Source organism: Bartonella sp. CL434QHHD (genome assembly GCF_042195145.1).
Taxonomy (GTDB): Bacteria; Pseudomonadota; Alphaproteobacteria; order Rhizobiales; family Rhizobiaceae; genus Bartonella.
The window spans coordinates 130,590-148,010 of sequence record NZ_JBHINT010000015.1 but is presented as its reverse complement, the minus strand read 5'-3'; the positions used below and the strand labels follow the sequence as shown (position 1 = coordinate 148,010).

The window sequence follows — 17,421 nt, the reverse complement described above, 5'->3', positions numbered from 1 at the left end:
TCCGATAGCGATGGAAGAGAAACTTCGTTTTGCTATTCGTGAAGGTGGTCGTACTGTTGGTGCCGGTATCGTCTCTAAGATTATTGAATAAATAATGCTTGTTAAAGGGGTGTTAAAAGTGTTTTAGTTTTGAGAGTTAGGGGTATAGCTCAGTTGGTAGAGCGGCGGTCTCCAAAACCGCAGGTCGCGGGTTCAAGTCCTGCTGCCCCTGCCAAAGGGGGGGATTTTACATATAAGGGAGTGGATTTTGCTGCCTTTTTCGCTTTTTTTGATATGGGGCTTGTTTTTTTGTGTGTGAAACGGTATTGAATAGAAAGTAAGGAAATTGCATAAGTCTGAAAGTTGGCTTTTGCATTTTTTCCTGTTTATTTTGTTCTATAAAACACAATAGGACTAGAGAGAGTATAGTGTGACGATGGCATCTAAAACCAATCCGATTACCTTTTTGAAGCAGGTTTATGCAGAAACAATTAAAGTGAAATGGCCTACACGTCGTGAGACGGTTATTTCTACTATTATGGTTTTGTTGGTAACTGCATTGGCTTCAGCTTTCTTTTTTATTGTGGATCAGGTTATGCATTTTGGTGTTTGGCGGGTTATTGATCTTCTGAAATATCTTTTTAGTTGAGAATGTAAGGAAGTGTGACTGTGGCAGCTCGTTGGTATATTGTTCAGGCATATTCAAATTTTGAAAAGAAAGTAGCGGAAGCTATTGATAAGGAGGCAAAGCAAAAGGGACTTGATCATCTTTTTGAAAAGATTTTTGTTCCAACAGAGCGTGTTGTAGAGGTTCGTCGTGGACGCAAAGTTGATACTGAGCGAAAGTTTTTTCCTGGTTATGTTCTTGTTCGTGCTGAGTTAACAGATGAAGTTTATCATCTTATTAAGAACACGCCTAAAGTGACAGGTTTTTTAGGGTCGGATGCGCGTCCTGTTCCTATTTCTGATCGAGAGGTTGAGCAAATTCTCAAACAAGTTCAGGAAAGGGTTGAGTCTCCAAAGTCCTCTGTATTGTTTGAGGTTGGAGAGCAAGTTCGCGTTGCTGATGGTCCTTTTGTTTCGTTTAATGGAATTGTTCAAGAGGTTGAAGAAGAGCGCTCTCGTCTTAAGGTTGAAGTGCTTATTTTTGGGCGTCCTACGCCTGTTGATTTGGAATTTGGTCAGGTTGAAAAACTCTGATTAAACTTAGAGTAGTTTTAATTACTTTAAGGAAGGAGTGGGAGGTGATTTATAGCTTTTGTCGGCTTAATGATCCGAACCACGTGACTGCAGCGGGTAACGGGCAAGGTGAATTGTCAGTATACCAGTGAAATTAAAGGCAGATTGTTATGGCAAAAAAAAGTATAGGTCAGCTTAAGTTGCAGGTTCCTGCAGGAGCTGCTACTCCATCTCCACCGATTGGTCCAGCTCTTGGGCAGCGTGGTATTAATATCATGGAGTTTTGTAAGGCGTTTAATGCAGCTACACAAGAAATGGAAAAGGGGGCACCGATTCCAGTTGTTATTACGTATTATCAAGATAAGTCTTTCACATTTTCTCTCAAGACGCCTCCTGTATCATTCTTTTTAAAGAAGGAAGCAAACCTGAAATCTGGCTCAAAAGAGCCTGGTAAAGTGTCTGTAGGAAGCATTTCTCGCGATAAAATTCGTTCGATTGCGGAATCAAAGATGAAAGATCTTAATGCGAATGACATTGAGGCAGCAATGCGTATGGTTGAAGGTTCTGCTCGCTCGATGGGCTTGGAAGTGGTGGGCTAATATTATGGCAAAAGTAGCAAAAAGAATAAAAAATATCCGAAAAGATATTGATTTTAATGAACTTTACGCTTTAAAAGATGCCGTTTCAATGGTTAAGGAGCGTGCTGTTGCTAAGTTTGATGAAACAATCGAAATTTCAATGAACTTGGGTGTTGATCCGCGTCATGCTGATCAAATGGTTCGAGGCGTTGCTCATTTGCCTAATGGGACAGGGAGAAATATTCGTGTTGCCGTTTTTGCTCGTGGGGATAAGGCTGAGGAAGCTAAGGCGGCAGGAGCTGATATTGTGGGTGCCGAAGATTTATTTGAAAGCGTTAATAGAGGGACTATAGACTTTGATCGTTGTATTGCAACGCCAGACATGATGCCTCTTGTTGGTCGTCTTGGTAAGATTCTTGGTCCACGGAGTTTGATGCCAAATCCGAAGGTTGGTACTGTAACACTTGATATCGCCGGTGCTGTCAAAGCTTCTAAAGGTGGTGCTGTTGAGTTTCGTGTGGAAAAAGCTGGTATTGTGCATGCTGGTATTGGTAAGGCTTCTTTTGGTGTTGAAAAAATCGTAGAAAATATAAAAGCCTTTGCAAGTGCAGTTATTAAAGCCAAACCGCAAGGTGCAAAAGGTGAATATATTAAACGCGTTGCTGTTTCGTCGACTATGGGAGTTGGTGTTAAAGTTGATCCAGCAACGGTTCGTTCAGAGTTAATGTAAGCTGATTTATGATTTTGTTTTTTGGGGTATGGGAATATCAAAATTGTATTTTAAAGTGCTGGTTTTGATCAGCATTTAGCTATCTAAGCTTTATAGGGCTTAGGTTGTGCCGGGAGAAATTCCGGAATATCCTGTCCGAGATTGTAGGTGATACTTTTAAGTATCTTAATCAAAAAAAACCTGCATGAGACTGGGGTAAAAACTGAGAGTTAAAAGACTTAAAGGGTTTGAGCCAAGGTTGCCTTTGAACGCTGTGCGTGAAAAAGGGGACAGGATCCTCATCGGTGACATGAAGTATTTTATGTTATCAAAGGTAACCAACAGGTTTGTTTTAAGTAAATCTGTTAAATGGAGAGAGACAGTGAATAGAGCGGAAAAACGCGAATTTGTTACATGGCTTAACGAGGCTTTTCGGAAGTCTGGTTCTGTTGTTGTTGCACATTATTCCGGTCTGACAGTTTCACAGATGAATGATCTGCGTTCGAAAATGGGTGAAGCTGGCGGTGCCGTTAAAGTCGCCAAAAACCGTCTTGCTAAAATCGCTCTTCAGGGCACGGAATCTGAATCGATAGTGGGTTTGTTTACTGGGCAAACACTTATTGCTTATTCAGAAGATCCAATCACAGCACCGAAAGTTGCTGTTGATTTTGCGAAAAGCAATGACAAATTTGTCATACTTGGCGGTTCAATGGGTGCAACAAGTTTAACTGTAGATGCTGTGAAGTCATTGGCTTCATTGCCTTCATTAAACGAGTTGCGTGCAAAACTTGTGGGTATGATTTCTACCCCTGCGACCCGTATTGCACAGGTTGTTAATGCCCCTGCTGGTCAGGTTGCACGTGTCATTGGAGCATATGCTCAGGAGGATAAGGCGGCTTAAGGCTGTTTGTATTCACGTTTATGGAAGAGCCTTAATGCTTTTCTGTTTTTTTGGATAAAATTTAATAATGGTTCAAATCTTTTAATTGAAGGAATTTAAAAATGGCTGATCTAGAGAAGATCGTAGAAGACCTTTCTAATCTAACCCTTTTGGAAGCCGCTGAGCTTTCTAAGTTACTTGAAGAAAAGTGGGGAGTTTCGGCTGCTGCTCCTGTAGCTGTCGCTGCTGTTGCTGGTGCTGCTGCTCCAGCTGCTGAAGAAAAAACAGAATTTGATGTTATTCTTGTTGAAGGTGGCGCACAAAAAATTAATGTTATTAAGGAAGTTCGTGCTCTTACTGGACTTGGTCTTAAAGAAGCTAAAGATCTGGTTGAAGGTGCACCTAAGCCTATTAAAGAGGCTGCTTCTAAAGAAGAAGCAGAAAAAATTAAATCTCAACTTGAAGCTGCTGGTGCTAAAGTGGAACTTAAGTAAATTTAATTTTATCGGCGGGCATTTATGTTCGCCGATTTCTTTCTCTTAATACAAAGAGGGAAAATAATGAGTAAAAAACCTTTTCCTAATGGTTTCGTAACAGGAATGGGATAGGTTTAGATTACTTACTCCTTCATCATAGAGTCAAAGAGATAAATGGCTTATGTTGGTGGGGAAAGTTAATGATGCTCATTATTGAGTGTCAAGTGAACTGGTCTGCATATGCAGGTTAATGATATAAGGCTTTCAAGGTTGGTCTACCTTGAAGAGTAAAGATCAAGGAGCGACGATGGCTCAGACTCACGCAATGATGTCTCAATTCAATGGTCGTAAGCGCGTACGCAAATTTTTTGGTAAGATTCCTGAAGTAGCAGAAATGCCGAATCTTATTGAGGTTCAAAAAGCGTCATACGATCAGTTTCTCATGGTTGAGGAACCGAAAGGTGGACGACCAGATGAAGGTTTGCAAGCTGTTTTTAAATCTGTTTTTCCTATTTCAGATTTTTCCGGTACAGCTATGCTTGAGTTTGTAGGTTATGAATTTGATTTACCAAAATTTGATGTTGAAGAGTGCCGTCAACGTGATTTAACTTATGCTGCCCCATTAAAGGTCATATTGCGTTTGATTGTTTTTGATGTTGATGAGGATACTGGCTCCAAAGATATCAAAGACATTAAAGAGCAAGGCGTTTATATGGGCGATATGCCTTTAATGACGACGAATGGTACCTTTGTTGTTAATGGTACGGAGCGTGTTATTGTTTCTCAGATGCATCGTTCTCCTGGTGTCTTTTTTGACCATGATAAAGGAAAGTCCCATTCATCAGGAAAGCTTCTTTTTGCTGCTCGTGTTATTCCGTATCGTGGTTCTTGGCTTGATATTGAGTTTGATGCTAAGGACATCGTTTATGCGCGTATTGATCGACGGCGCAAAATTCCTGTTACAAGTCTTTTGATGGCATTAGGTATGGATGCGTCAGATATTTTATCAACGTTTTATGATAAAGTGACTTATGAGCGTGATGGAGAAGGATGGCGAGTTCCTTATTCTGTTGATCGCTTTAAAGGAATGAAGCTCATTTCTGACCTTATAGATGCAGATAGTGGTGAAGTCGTTGCGGAGGCTGGTAAAAAATTAACAGTTCGTACTGCGAAGTCTTTGGCAGAAAAAGGACTTAAAGCGGTTAAAGTTAGTGAAGATGATTTATTAGGTTGTTATCTAGCCGAAGATATCGTCAATTACGAAACAGGTGAAATCTACCTTGAGGCTGGTGATGAAATTGACGAAAAAGTATTAAAAATTTTGCTTGATGTTAGTGCTGATCAAATCAATATTCTTGATATTGATCACATGAATATTGGCGCTTACATCCGCAATACTTTGAAGGTGGATAAAAATGAAAGTCGGCAGGATGCGTTATTTGATATTTACCGAGTAATGCGTCCAGGTGAGCCTCCAACAATCGATACAGCAGAAGCAATGTTCCATTCATTGTTTTTTGATCCAGAGCGTTATGATCTTTCTGCTGTTGGGCGTGTTAAGATGAATTTGCGTATGGATCTTGATTGTCCAGACACAGTTCGCATTTTACGCCAAGAGGATATTCTTGCTGTTGTTAAGATGTTGGTTGAATTGCGTGATGGACGTGGTGAAATTGATGATATTGATAATCTTGGCAACCGTCGCGTTCGTTCCGTTGGGGAGTTGATGGAAAATCAATATCGCATTGGTCTTCTTCGTATGGAGCGTGCGATAAAAGAGCGTATGTCATCGGTTGAAATTGATACAGTTATGCCACAGGATTTGATCAATGCAAAGCCTGCTGCAGCAGCAGTTCGTGAGTTTTTTGGGTCTTCACAATTGTCGCAGTTTATGGATCAAACCAATCCATTGTCGGAAATTACCCATAAGCGCCGTCTTTCTGCTCTTGGTCCAGGCGGTTTGACTCGTGAACGTGCGGGTTTTGAAGTCCGTGACGTACATCCTACGCATTATGGTCGTATTTGTCCGATTGAAACACCAGAAGGCCCCAATATTGGTCTAATCAACTCCTTAGCAACATTTGCGCGAGTTAACAAATATGGCTTTATTGAAAGTCCATATCGAAAAATTATTGATGGAAAAGTTACAAAAGAAGTTATTTATCTTTCAGCGATGGAAGAAGCAAAGCATTATGTCGCTCAGGCTAATTCTTCATTAGATAGCGAAGGTCGTTTTATAGAAGAGTTTGTTGTTTGCCGTCATGCTGGTGAAGTTTTAATGGCGCCGCGTGATCATGTTGATTTGATGGATGTTTCACCAAAACAGTTGGTTTCAGTTGCAGCAGCGCTTATTCCTTTTTTGGAAAATGATGATGCGAATCGTGCACTTATGGGATCGAACATGCAGCGTCAGGCAGTTCCTCTTGTACGCGCTGAAGCACCATTTGTTGGGACGGGAATGGAATCCATAGTTGCGCGCGATTCAGGAGCTGCTGTGAGTGCAAAACGTAGTGGTGTTGTTGATCAAGTTGATGCTACCCGTATTGTTATCCGTGCAACAGAAGATTTAGATCCTTCAAAATCAGGCGTTGATATTTACCGCTTACAGAAATTTCAGCGTTCTAATCAGTCCACTTGTATTAATCAGCGTCCTCTTGTAAATGTTGGTGATAGGGTAGAAAAAGGTGATATCATTGCAGATGGTCCATCCACGGATCTTGGTGATTTGGCTCTTGGGCGGAATGTTCTCGTAGCCTTTATGCCTTGGAATGGATACAATTATGAAGATTCTATTTTGTTATCCGAGCGCATTGTTGCTGATGATGTGTTTACTTCAATTCATATTGAGGAATTTGAAGTTGCGGCACGCGATACAAAACTTGGGCCTGAGGAAATTACGCGCGACATTCCTAATGTTGCGGAAGAAGCGTTAAGAAATCTTGATGAAGCTGGCATTATTTATATTGGTGCTGAAGTTCAACCGGGTGATATTTTAGTTGGAAAGATTACCCCAAAAGGTGAAAGTCCCATGACGCCGGAAGAAAAGCTTCTGCGTGCGATTTTTGGGGAAAAGGCATCCGATGTTCGTGATACTTCTATGCGTATGCCTCCTGGGACTTTTGGTACTGTTGTTGAAGTTCGCGTTTTTAATCGCCATGGCGTGGAAAAAGATGAACGTGCGATGGCAATTGAGCGTGAAGAAATTGAGCGTTTAGCAAAAGACCGTGATGATGAACAGTCTATTCTTGATCGCAATGTTTATTCGCGCCTCACCGATATGTTGACAGGTAAAGTTGCTGTAGAAGGTCCGAAAGGCTTTTCGGGCAGCAAAAAGCTTGATAGTACAGTGATGGGGCATTATCCACGATCCCAGTGGTGGCAATTTGCTGTTGAGGATGAAAAACTTCAAAATGAAATTGAAGCTTTGCGCAAGCAATATGATGAATCAAAGGAAGCATTACAACGTCGCTTTATGGATAAAGTTGAAAAGGTCCAAAGAGGTGATGAAATGCCTCCTGGTGTCATGAAAATGGTGAAGGTTTTTGTGGCTGTGAAGCGCAAAATCCAACCAGGTGATAAGATGGCGGGACGTCACGGAAATAAGGGTGTTGTTTCACGTATTCTTCCCGTAGAAGATATGCCATTTCTTGAAGATGGGACCCATGCTGATATCGTCTTGAATCCGCTTGGTGTGCCTAGTCGTATGAATGTTGGACAAATTCTTGAGACGCACCTTGGTTGGGCATGTGCGGGGATGGGCAAGAAGATTGGTGATTTGTTAGAGTTGTATCAAGAGACTGGGGATATATTGCCGCTGCGTCAGCGTATTGAAAATCTTATGCCTGATGATAATCATAATGAACCAGTCCGTCAGTATGATAATGAAAGCCTCTACAAATTGGCATTACAGATGAAAAAAGGGGTTTCAATTGCAACGCCTGTTTTTGATGGAGCACATGAGTCTGATATTAACATGATGCTGGAAGACGCAGGCTTAGATAGTTCAGGGCAGGTTACGCTTTATGATGGTCGTACTGGGGAGCCTTTTGATCGTCCAGTAACGGTGGGATATATTTACATGTTGAAATTGCATCACCTTGTTGATGATAAGATTCATGCACGTTCTATAGGTCCCTATTCACTTGTTACGCAGCAGCCATTAGGAGGTAAGGCACAGTTTGGTGGTCAGCGTTTTGGTGAAATGGAGGTATGGGCACTTGAAGCTTATGGTGCTGCATACACTTTGCAGGAGATGCTAACAGTAAAATCAGATGATGTGGCTGGGCGGACAAAAGTCTATGAGGCAATTGTGCGTGGTGATGATACATTTGAGGCAGGGATACCCGAAAGCTTTAATGTGTTGGTAAAAGAAATGCGCTCACTTGCTCTTAATGTGGAGCTTGATGATGCGCGTGAACTTATTGCACAGCGGGCATTGTCTGATACGGCAGAGTAATAATTCAAGGAGCGCACTGGAAAAAGGCTGCGCTCTTATTACTTTAAGAGGCTCAATAACCTTATTAAGGCTATACAGGTCGTTTTTAAAAGTAAATGTATTTTAAAAAAGATCTGTTATAAAATAAATGAGATATTACAACAGGTTCTAAGAATCTTTGAAGGAGAACAGCATGAACCACGAGGTCATGAATCTTTTCAATCCTCAAGCGCCAGCGCAGACATTTGACTCTATTCGTATTTCTATTGCGAGTCCTGAGAAAATTTTGTCCTGGTCGTATGGTGAGATTAAGAAGCCTGAGACTATTAATTATCGGACTTTTAAACCAGAACGTGATGGTCTTTTTTGTGCACGTATATTTGGCCCTATTAAGGACTATGAGTGTCTATGTGGCAAATATAAACGCATGAAGTATAAGGGCATTATTTGTGAAAAATGCGGTGTAGAGGTTACTCTTTCGCGCGTACGTCGTGAGCGTATGGGGCATATTGAACTTGCGGCACCTGTTGCACATATATGGTTTCTTAAATCATTACCAGGTCGTATTTCTACACTTTTAGATTTAACTTTAAAAGATATTGAGCGGGTTCTTTATTTTGAGAATTATATTGTAACCGAACCAGGATTGACATCTCTTAAGCTCCATCAGCTTCTTTCTGAAGAAGAATATATGCTTGCTATTGATGAGTTCGGAGAAGATCAATTTACAGCTATGATTGGCGCTGAAGCTATTTACGAGCTTTTAGCTAGTATGGAGTTAGATAAAATCGCTAATGATTTGCGTCTCGAATTAGCTGAAACAACTTCAGAGTTAAAGCAGAAAAAATTGATTAAACGACTTAAAATCGTTGAAAATTTTCTTGAATCTGGGAATAAGCCAGAGTGGATGATAATGAAAACAATTCCGGTTATTCCACCGGATTTGCGTCCATTGGTTCCGCTTGATGGTGGGCGTTTTGCGACATCAGATCTGAATGATCTTTATCGGCGTGTTATTAATCGTAATAACCGCTTGAAACGGCTGATTGAATTGCGTGCTCCTGGAATTATCGTGCGCAATGAAAAGCGTATGGTACAAGAAGCTGTTGATGCATTGTTTGATAATGGACGGCGTGGGCGTGTGATTACTGGAGCCAATAAACGTCCTCTCAAGTCTCTATCAGATATGTTGAAGGGCAAGCAAGGACGGTTTCGTCAGAACTTACTTGGGAAGCGAGTTGATTACTCGGGGCGTTCTGTTATCGTGACGGGTCCTGAATTAAAATTGCATCAATGTGGTCTTCCTAAAAAAATGGCTCTTGAATTATTTAAGCCTTTTATTTATGCGCGGCTTGATGCAAAAGGCTATTCATCAACGGTAAAGCAGGCAAAGAAGCTTGTTGAAAAAGAACATCCAGAAGTTTGGGATATCTTGGATGAGGTTATTCGTGAACACCCTGTTTTACTCAACCGTGCGCCAACATTGCACCGTTTGGGGATTCAGGCTTTTGAACCTATCTTAATTGAAGGCAAAGCTATTCAACTTCATCCACTGGTGTGTACTGCTTTTAATGCAGATTTTGATGGTGATCAGATGGCGGTTCACGTTCCGCTTTCTCTTGAAGCGCAGCTTGAAGCCCGTGTTTTGATGATGTCCACCAATAATATTCTTCATCCGGCCAATGGTGCTCCCATTATTGTTCCCTCACAGGATATGGTTCTTGGTCTTTATTATCTTTCAATTGTTTCTGAAAAAGAACCAGGTGAAGGAATGGCCTTTTCTGATATAGGTGAGCTTCATTATGCCTTGGAAAATAAGGTTGTAACGCTTCATACGAAGATTAAAGGCCGTGTTAAGAATATTGGGAAGGATGGAAAAGAAGTTTCTAAACTTTATGATACGACACCTGGTCGTTTGATTATCGGTGAGCTTTTGCCAAGAAGTGCGGATATCTCATTTGATATTGTCAATCAAGAGATGACGAAAAAGAATATTTCTAAAATGATTGATCATGTTTATCGGCACTGTGGACAAAAAGAGACGGTTATTTTTTGTGACCGTATTATGCAGCTTGGCTTTTCTTATGCTTGTCGTGCAGGAATTTCATTCGGTAAGGATGATATGGTTATTCCTGATAGTAAGTCTCGTTTAGTTGCAGAAACAGAAGCTTTGGCTAAGGAGTACGAACAGCAATATAATGATGGTTTGATTACACAAGGTGAAAAATACAATAAGGTTGTAGATGCTTGGGGTAAATGTACAGATCGCGTTGCAGATGAAATGATGAAACGTATTCAAGCCGTCGATTTTGATCCTAAAACAGGTCGTCAACGGCCGATGAATTCGATCTATATGATGTCGCACTCTGGTGCTCGTGGTTCTGCTAACCAGATGAGACAATTGGCCGGTATGCGTGGATTAATGGCAAAACCATCGGGTGAAATTATTGAAACGCCCATTATTTCAAATTTTAAAGAAGGTCTAACTGTTAATGAGTACTTCAATTCCACGCATGGTGCACGTAAAGGACTTGCTGATACTGCGTTAAAGACGGCGAACTCTGGTTATTTAACACGGCGTCTTGTTGATGTTGCACAGGATGCTATTATTTCAGCAGTTGATTGTGGTACCGCAAAAGGGCTTACCATGCAGCCGATTGTTGATGCAGGACAAATTGTTGCCTCCATTGGGCAAAGAATTCTTGGTCGTACAGCGCTTGTTGATATTCTACATCCTGTCTCTGGAGAGGTTATCCTTGAAGGTGGAGCAATGATTGAGGAAGCTGATGTTGCGAAGATTGAAGCAGCTGGGATTCAATCTGTTCAAATTCGCTCTGCTTTAACATGTGAAACACGTCTTGGTGTTTGTGCAAAATGCTATGGTCGTGATTTGGCGCGTGGAACACCTGTTAATCAGGGAGAAGCCGTTGGTGTTATTGCTGCTCAATCCATTGGTGAGCCGGGAACACAGCTTACTATGCGTACTTTCCACTTAGGAGGAACTGCGCAGGTTGTTGATTCATCGTATTTAGAGGCATCTTATGAAGGTAAGGTGGAGATTCGTAATCGTAATGTGGTTCGTAACTCTGAAGGCCAATTGGTTGTTATGGGGCGTAATATGGCTATCCTTATCAAGGATGAGTTAGGAAAAGAGCGCGTTGTACATCGTGTTAGCTATGGTGCTCATATTTTTGTTGATGATGGTGATGTGGTTAAACGTGGCCAACGTATAGCAGAATGGGATCCTTATACACGTCCAATTTTAACGGAAGTTGAAGGTTATGTGGGTTTTGAAGATATGATTGATGGTTTATCTGTCACTGAAACAGCTGATGAATCTACGGGTATTACGAAGCGTTTAGTGATTGATTGGCGCGCTAATCCACGTGGTGCGGATCTTAAACCAGCCATTATTATTTACACAGATAAAGAAGGTGAATCCATTGCTAAATTGTATAAGGGAGGTGAAGCCCGTTATATGATGTCAGTGGAAACTATTCTTTCTGTTGAGCTTGGTGCTCATGTTAAGGCTGGTGATGTTATTGCTCGTTTGCCAATGGAAAGTGCCAAGACGAAAGATATTACGGGTGGTTTACCACGTGTGGCTGAGCTTTTTGAAGCGCGTCGTCCAAAGGATCATGCGATTATTGCTGAAGTAAGTGGCACGATTCGATTCGGCCGTGGTTATAAGAATAAACGTCGTATCATTATTGAACCAAATGATGAAACTCTTGAGGCAGTAGAATATTTGATTCCAAAAGGTAAGTTGTTTCATTTCCAAGAAGGCGATCAAATTGAAAAGGGAGATTATATCCTTGATGGTAATCCAGCACCTCATGATATCTTGGCGATTAAGGGGGTTGAAGCTTTGGCATCTTATCTTGTTAATGAGATTCAGGAGGTTTATCGTTTACAGGGAGTTCTTATTAATGATAAGCACATTGAAGTGATTGTTCGTCAAATGTTGCAAAAAGTTGAAATTACTGAATCTGGAGATTCTGGTTATATTCCAGGTGATAATGTTGATCGTATTGAACTTGATGAAATCAATGATAATTTGATTGCAGAAGGGAAGAAACCAGCATCTGGTAATCCCATTCTTCTTGGAATTACAAAAGCTTCTCTTCAAACGCCTTCTTTCATTTCGGCGGCATCGTTTCAGGAAACAACACGTGTTCTTACTGAAGCAGCAGTTTCTGGTAAAATTGATACTTTGCAAGGACTTAAAGAGAACGTTATTGTCGGTCGTCTTATTCCAGCAGGTACAGGCGGTACGATTTCTCAAATCCGTCGTATTGCTGCGGTTCGTGATGATTTGATTGTAGATGAGCAGCGTAAGTCTAGTAATAACGAAGTGGCTAAGGCTATGTTGACAAATATGACAACTGGGGCCGTTGCTGAATAATTTAAATACAACATCACATAATATAAAAACGTCTGAATAGAAAGTTCAGACGTTTTTTTATCTCAAAATGCGAAAGTTACATATTTTCTTGAAAATGTCAAAAATTATAAGGCGACAGTTATTGGGAACGTCTTTAGTAGCTTATTATTTTGTAATGATGTTTATCTTTTTTGTTACTTTATTTTAAAGTTTCTTAATTTCTAAAAGCAGTATAGAATTTTTTCAAAATATGTAAAACTCAAAAGCCATATTCAAGGAAAAGAGTGATTATCTACAAATCAAATAATGATTGATTTTGAATTTTAGGAAAATTTTTGATTGATATCTTCTATAAAGATTTAAAAGGACTTATAATGAAAGGTCAATAGTCTTTTCTGTAATCTAAAAAATAATTGATTCTCTACTATACAATGCTTGTATGATAAGAATGTATTTTCTTATAAATTAGAATGCAGGAAAGTAGAGATTAGGGTGCTTACTAAGTTTTTTATAAAAAATAGACACATTTCTTATAACAATGTGATCTATGCAGACAGAATGATAAAATGTACGAATATTATTCAATTGGAAAATTAACACGTGAGTTTTCAATAACAGCTCGAACTTTGCGTTATTATGAAGAAGAGGGACTTCTTAGTCCTTTTCGGCGTGGAAGTACACGGCTTTATACACAAACGGATCGTCATAAGTTAAAGCAAATACTGCGTGCTAAAAGAGTTAAATTTTCGTTGTCTGAAATATCTGATATGTTGACAATAGTTGGAAAACCACCAGATGATGAGAAAAAGCTTAAGAAATTAATTGCAGGAATTCATAAAAAACGAGCTGATTTAAAGCAGATGCAGCATGATGTTGATGATCTTCTACAGGATTTAGAACGAATTGAGGAGAGTTTTTTTGAGAGCTTAGCGGAGTTGGGGGTTAGTTATTGATTATAAAATTTATTTTGTCTACTTTTAGACAATTTTCTTTCTCTTAAAAGGGATAGGTTATACTATCTCTAAGGGGGATATTTAACACTGCGTGAAATGTGTAAGTCATTTAAAGAAATAGAGTGTTTGAAAAAGCTGCAAAGGTATTTTCGCAGTATATTGTCCTTGATAAGAAAAAATTATTTTTCATAAAGAAAGTAAAAACAATGACAGTTTCTCCTATGAGTGTTTTTCAATCTATTTTGTCACGAAAGTCAATTCGCGCTTTTACTGATCAGCCAGTTAGTTTGGAAACAATCAAAGAAATCTTAAAACTTGCAGCACGTGCACCATCTGGAACAAATATTCAGCCATGGCAAGTGATTGTGCTTACAGGAAGTGTATTACAGAAAGTAGGGCAAGAGCTTTCACAACTTGTGCTTTCAGGTGTAAAAGGAGAGCGTGAATATAGTTATTATCCACGTCAGTGGCGTGAGCCTTATATTTCAAGGCGTCGAAAAGTTGGTTTGGATCTTTATCAGAGTCTTGGAATTCAAAAAGGAGATAAAGAAAAAATACTTCATCAAAAGGCGCGAAATTTTTTATTTTTTGATGCACCTGTAGGACTCTTATTTACAATGGATCACGACATGGAAATGGGGAGTTGGCTTGATTTGGGTATGTTTATGCAGACCATTATGTTAGCTGCACGTGGATTTGGATTAGATACCTGTCCTCAAGCTGCTTTTGCTGATTATCATAAACAGATTCGTACGCTTTTATCTATTCCTTCTGATCGCCATATTATCTGTGGTATGGCACTTGGTTATCGCGATATGAGTGCTCCAGAAAACAAGTTTGAGACAGAACGAGAATCGTTAGAAAACTTTGTACGTTTCATTGAAACATACCCATAAAATATTTCATACAATTAAGCATACGTTTTGAAGAACTTAGTGCATTATGAAAAATATTTCCGATAAGATTTCTCATCCTTATTGAATTTTAATATTGCATATTAACACTTATTTTACTACGCTTGGAACATTAGGAGTGGTGACTCTAGGGGCATTGCCCGTTTTGAAGGTTGGCTAATGGAAAACACTATAGAAAGAAAGTGTTGGGTGGTAGCAAGACGAGCGACATTCGTGTTTATTGCTGTTATTTTTTTAGTTTATCTCGCAATTTGATTTTAAACGGGAGAAACGTTATGAAAAAGCATATATGCTCAAACTGTACTATAGTTTTGAGGTGATACGTGTTTCTATCTGTTTTTGAACTTTTTAAAATTGGGATTGGTCCTTCTAGCTCACATACGATGGGACCGATGACAGCTGCTAATATGTTTTTGCAAAAGATAGGAGATTTTTCTCAGTCGTCTGATATTCAAGTTTCTCGTATACGTGTTTATCTTTATGGTTCGTTAGCTTTCACGGGTATTGGTCATGCAACAGATAGGGCTATCATATTAGGACTTTTAGGAGAAAAAGCTTCTACTGTTGATCCTGATAGCATGGGGTTTCTGTTAGAAAAAGTTATACGTGAAAAAAAAGTGCAACCAGAAGGCCATCCCGCTTATCAGTTTGATGTGCAATGTGATCTTATTTTTGAACGAAAGCAAATCCTCCCTGGACATACAAATGGACTAGCCTTTGAAGGACTTAATACTGATGGGAATGTTCTGTTGCGGCAGATTTATTATTCTATCGGTGGTGGCTTTGTTGTGACTGAGGATGAATTAAGCCATATGAATGATAATATACAACCAGAAGCATTTGAGGTACCATATCCATTCGATTCTGCTTGTACAATGTTATCAATGGCAGAAAAATCAGGACTTTCAATTGCTGAAATGAAGCGCTTAAATGAAGAAACAAAGATAGAGCGTTCTTCTCTTGATGTAGGGCTTGATGAAATTTTTTCAGCGATGACAAATTGCATTGATAGAGGTCTTTCACAAGAAGGTGAGTTGCCTGGTGGATTGCGTGTTCTAAGGCGTGCTAAAAAGCTGCATGAAACGCTTTTGGAAAATCAAAGGAAAAATCACAATTATCCACTTTGGGCAAATGATTGGCTTTCGGTATATGCTATAGCAGTCAATGAGGAAAATGCAGCAGGTGGTCGTGTTGTTACAGCACCAACAAATGGCGCAGCTGGTGTTGTCCCAGCCGTTTTGCGTTATTATCTTCAATTTAATGATGATTCAGATCGAGAGGGAATACATAATTTTCTATTAACGGCAGCAGCTATAGGCGGTGTTATCAAACATAATGCCTCTATTTCTGGTGCAGAAGTTGGGTGTCAAGGTGAAGTTGGAACGGCATCTTCAATGGCCGCAGCAGGGTTGACCGCAGCATTAGGTGGAACACCAGCTCAAATTGAAAATGCGGCAGAAATTGCGCTTGAACATCATTTGGGAATGACATGTGATCCTGTTGCAGGTCTTGTACAAGTTCCTTGTATTGAGCGTAATGCAATGGGAGCTGTTAAGGCGGTAACGGCTTCTTCTCTTGCATTATATGGTAATGGAGATCATTTTGTTTCTCTTGATGCTTGTATAGAAACAATGCGCCAGACTGGTCATGATATGAGTGAACGCTATAAAGAGACAAGTAAAGGTGGTCTTGCAGTCAATGCAATATCTTGTTAAGAGCTAGAACATTTTTCAATCCATAACTGGACGTTTTGGAGAAGAATCATATTTCCTGATAAAGCTTATGTTTTTTGTTCCTTATAAATCAAAACTCCAAATTAATTCAGCAGCATGCTTAAAATAAATTTGAGATGGCTCAGTGCTTTCTTAACGAATAGTAGCTGTTGATACAAGTTTGGAGAGAGCGTATTGTTGATATATGTTTGATTTGTCCTAAAATGGAAAAAATAAAAAAGCGTAAAGTAAAATTAGTGATCAATTTACCATTATTTTTTTAGCTGGGTTTTATGGTTTTAAAAAGTTTCCATAGCCATATCTTTTAAGTAATGGAAGATTATACCTGAGTATCCAAGGAAAATTTATTTTAAATCTGAATAATTATGATAAAGAGAGATTTTTAAAGATTTTAATTTTTTAAAAGTGAAGTTTTTTGCTACCTATATGGTAAAAAAATATCTTGAAAAGAAACACTAATTTACAATAATTAAAGATATATTGGGAATATCTTTTTTATTTATAAATTCTGTACCGACAAAAAAATTAAAATAAATAATAACGTATACATTAGGAAATATTTATAAAAATTTTCATGAGAATAGAATGCACACGATAGAACATTATCGTGTTACTTGTTCGTGAGTTCGTTTAAAAAATATCTCTCAACGCTCCTAAGCTCATTTCGCGATGGCACCCGTGAATGATATAATAACGGTAAATCCATTGAGCTGTCCCATCTTTATGCTTAATAAAAAGAGTACGCTGGGCATGATTGCACACTTTGCCAAGCCCCCCCGTACAGGGATCAAAGCCCTTAGCATTTGAAATGGTTCATTATAGGTATTTTGAGTATTTTGGGTACAGTTTTACGCCACACACTAATCTCGCCCATAACATGCAAGAGAACGGTTTTTATTAATTCAACATAAACAAGTTTCAAATGAGAGAATCTTACGATATTCGAGATTATCATCTAACATGCAAAATAATGAATTATCTTTATAAATCAGCATCTTGAATATGAGTAGTATAATGTAAGTCATTCCATGAATGGTATAAAATCTATAGAGTATTAGCATCTTTATTTATAAAGGGAGAAAACCAGCACTATCATCCTTTTTTCAACGTTCAATGTTACAAAAGATCCTCGTACTTGAAATAATTCATAAGGGATATTTGATTCCTTTTTTAAATAGTTTATATGCCAATCTTTCTCGTG

The 17,421-nt window shown here is 39.2% G+C and carries 11 protein-coding genes, 1 tRNA gene and 1 pseudogene; all 13 read left to right on the top strand.

Going from position 1 to position 17,421, the window contains the following annotated elements:
• Window positions 1–91: pseudogene (locus tag ACFILN_RS03405) on the top strand (elongation factor Tu); the annotation flags it as partial.
• A gap of 47 nt (window positions 92–138) precedes the next feature.
• Window positions 139–214 (top strand) — tRNA-Trp (locus ACFILN_RS03400).
• A gap of 201 nt (window positions 215–415) precedes the next feature.
• A complete protein-coding gene (secE, locus tag ACFILN_RS03395; RefSeq protein WP_273790652.1) occupies window positions 416–628 on the top strand; it encodes a preprotein translocase subunit SecE in 213 nt (70 codons plus the stop codon).
• A 20-nt stretch (window positions 629–648) separates the two neighbouring features.
• Window positions 649–1,179: a transcription termination/antitermination protein NusG gene (gene nusG / locus ACFILN_RS03390; protein WP_273790740.1), complete on the top strand. Its 531-nt coding sequence runs from the start codon at window positions 649–651 to the stop codon at window positions 1,177–1,179.
• A 149-nt stretch (window positions 1,180–1,328) separates the two neighbouring features.
• Window positions 1,329–1,757 carry a 50S ribosomal protein L11 gene (gene rplK, locus ACFILN_RS03385; RefSeq protein WP_273723157.1) on the top strand — a complete coding sequence of 143 codons (429 nt, stop codon included), beginning with the start codon at window positions 1,329–1,331 and terminating at the stop codon, window positions 1,755–1,757.
• Between the two features lie 4 nt (window positions 1,758–1,761).
• Window positions 1,762–2,466: a 50S ribosomal protein L1 gene (rplA, locus tag ACFILN_RS03380; RefSeq protein ID WP_375631242.1), complete on the top strand. Its 705-nt coding sequence runs from the start codon at window positions 1,762–1,764 to the stop codon at window positions 2,464–2,466.
• Between the two features lie 361 nt (window positions 2,467–2,827).
• On the top strand, window positions 2,828–3,346 hold the full coding sequence (rplJ, locus tag ACFILN_RS03375) for a 50S ribosomal protein L10 (protein WP_012755027.1): 519 nt from the start codon (window positions 2,828–2,830) through the stop codon (window positions 3,344–3,346).
• Between the two features lie 101 nt (window positions 3,347–3,447).
• Complete coding sequence (rplL, locus tag ACFILN_RS03370; RefSeq protein WP_273790654.1) at window positions 3,448–3,819, top strand: 50S ribosomal protein L7/L12; 372 nt, start codon at window positions 3,448–3,450, stop codon at window positions 3,817–3,819.
• A 289-nt stretch (window positions 3,820–4,108) separates the two neighbouring features.
• Window positions 4,109–8,257 (top strand): DNA-directed RNA polymerase subunit beta, encoded by a 4,149-nt coding sequence (gene rpoB, locus ACFILN_RS03365; RefSeq protein ID WP_273790655.1) that lies wholly within the window; start codon window positions 4,109–4,111, stop codon window positions 8,255–8,257.
• Between the two features lie 172 nt (window positions 8,258–8,429).
• Complete coding sequence (gene rpoC / locus ACFILN_RS03360; RefSeq protein WP_375663663.1) at window positions 8,430–12,641, top strand: DNA-directed RNA polymerase subunit beta'; 4,212 nt, start codon at window positions 8,430–8,432, stop codon at window positions 12,639–12,641.
• 545 nt (window positions 12,642–13,186) lie between these two features.
• On the top strand, window positions 13,187–13,573 hold the full coding sequence (locus ACFILN_RS03355) for a MerR family DNA-binding transcriptional regulator (protein WP_375663664.1): 387 nt from the start codon (window positions 13,187–13,189) through the stop codon (window positions 13,571–13,573).
• A gap of 206 nt (window positions 13,574–13,779) precedes the next feature.
• Entirely contained in the window at window positions 13,780–14,469 is a 690-nt protein-coding gene (locus ACFILN_RS03350; protein ID WP_375631245.1) for a nitroreductase, read from the top strand.
• Window positions 14,470–14,810: 341 nt separating this feature from the next.
• On the top strand, window positions 14,811–16,202 hold the full coding sequence (locus ACFILN_RS03345; RefSeq protein WP_375631239.1) for an L-serine ammonia-lyase: 1,392 nt from the start codon (window positions 14,811–14,813) through the stop codon (window positions 16,200–16,202).
• Window positions 16,203–17,421: the final 1,219 nt, after the last annotated feature.

Excerpts from the sequence above, each read along its gene's own strand:
- rpoB (WP_273790655.1), top strand. The coding sequence starts at position 4,109 with ATGGCTCAGACTCACGCAATGATGTCTCAATTCAATGGTCGTAAGCGC.
- secE (WP_273790652.1), top strand. The coding sequence starts at position 416 with ATGGCATCTAAAACCAATCCGATTACCTTTTTGAAGCAGGTTTATGCA.
- rplL (WP_273790654.1), top strand. The coding sequence starts at position 3,448 with ATGGCTGATCTAGAGAAGATCGTAGAAGACCTTTCTAATCTAACCCTT.
- ACFILN_RS03350 (WP_375631245.1), top strand. The coding sequence starts at position 13,780 with ATGACAGTTTCTCCTATGAGTGTTTTTCAATCTATTTTGTCACGAAAG.
- rpoC (WP_375663663.1), top strand. The coding sequence starts at position 8,430 with ATGAACCACGAGGTCATGAATCTTTTCAATCCTCAAGCGCCAGCGCAG.
- rplA (WP_375631242.1), top strand. The coding sequence starts at position 1,762 with ATGGCAAAAGTAGCAAAAAGAATAAAAAATATCCGAAAAGATATTGAT.
- rplK (WP_273723157.1), top strand. The coding sequence starts at position 1,329 with ATGGCAAAAAAAAGTATAGGTCAGCTTAAGTTGCAGGTTCCTGCAGGA.
- ACFILN_RS03355 (WP_375663664.1), top strand. The coding sequence starts at position 13,187 with ATGTACGAATATTATTCAATTGGAAAATTAACACGTGAGTTTTCAATA.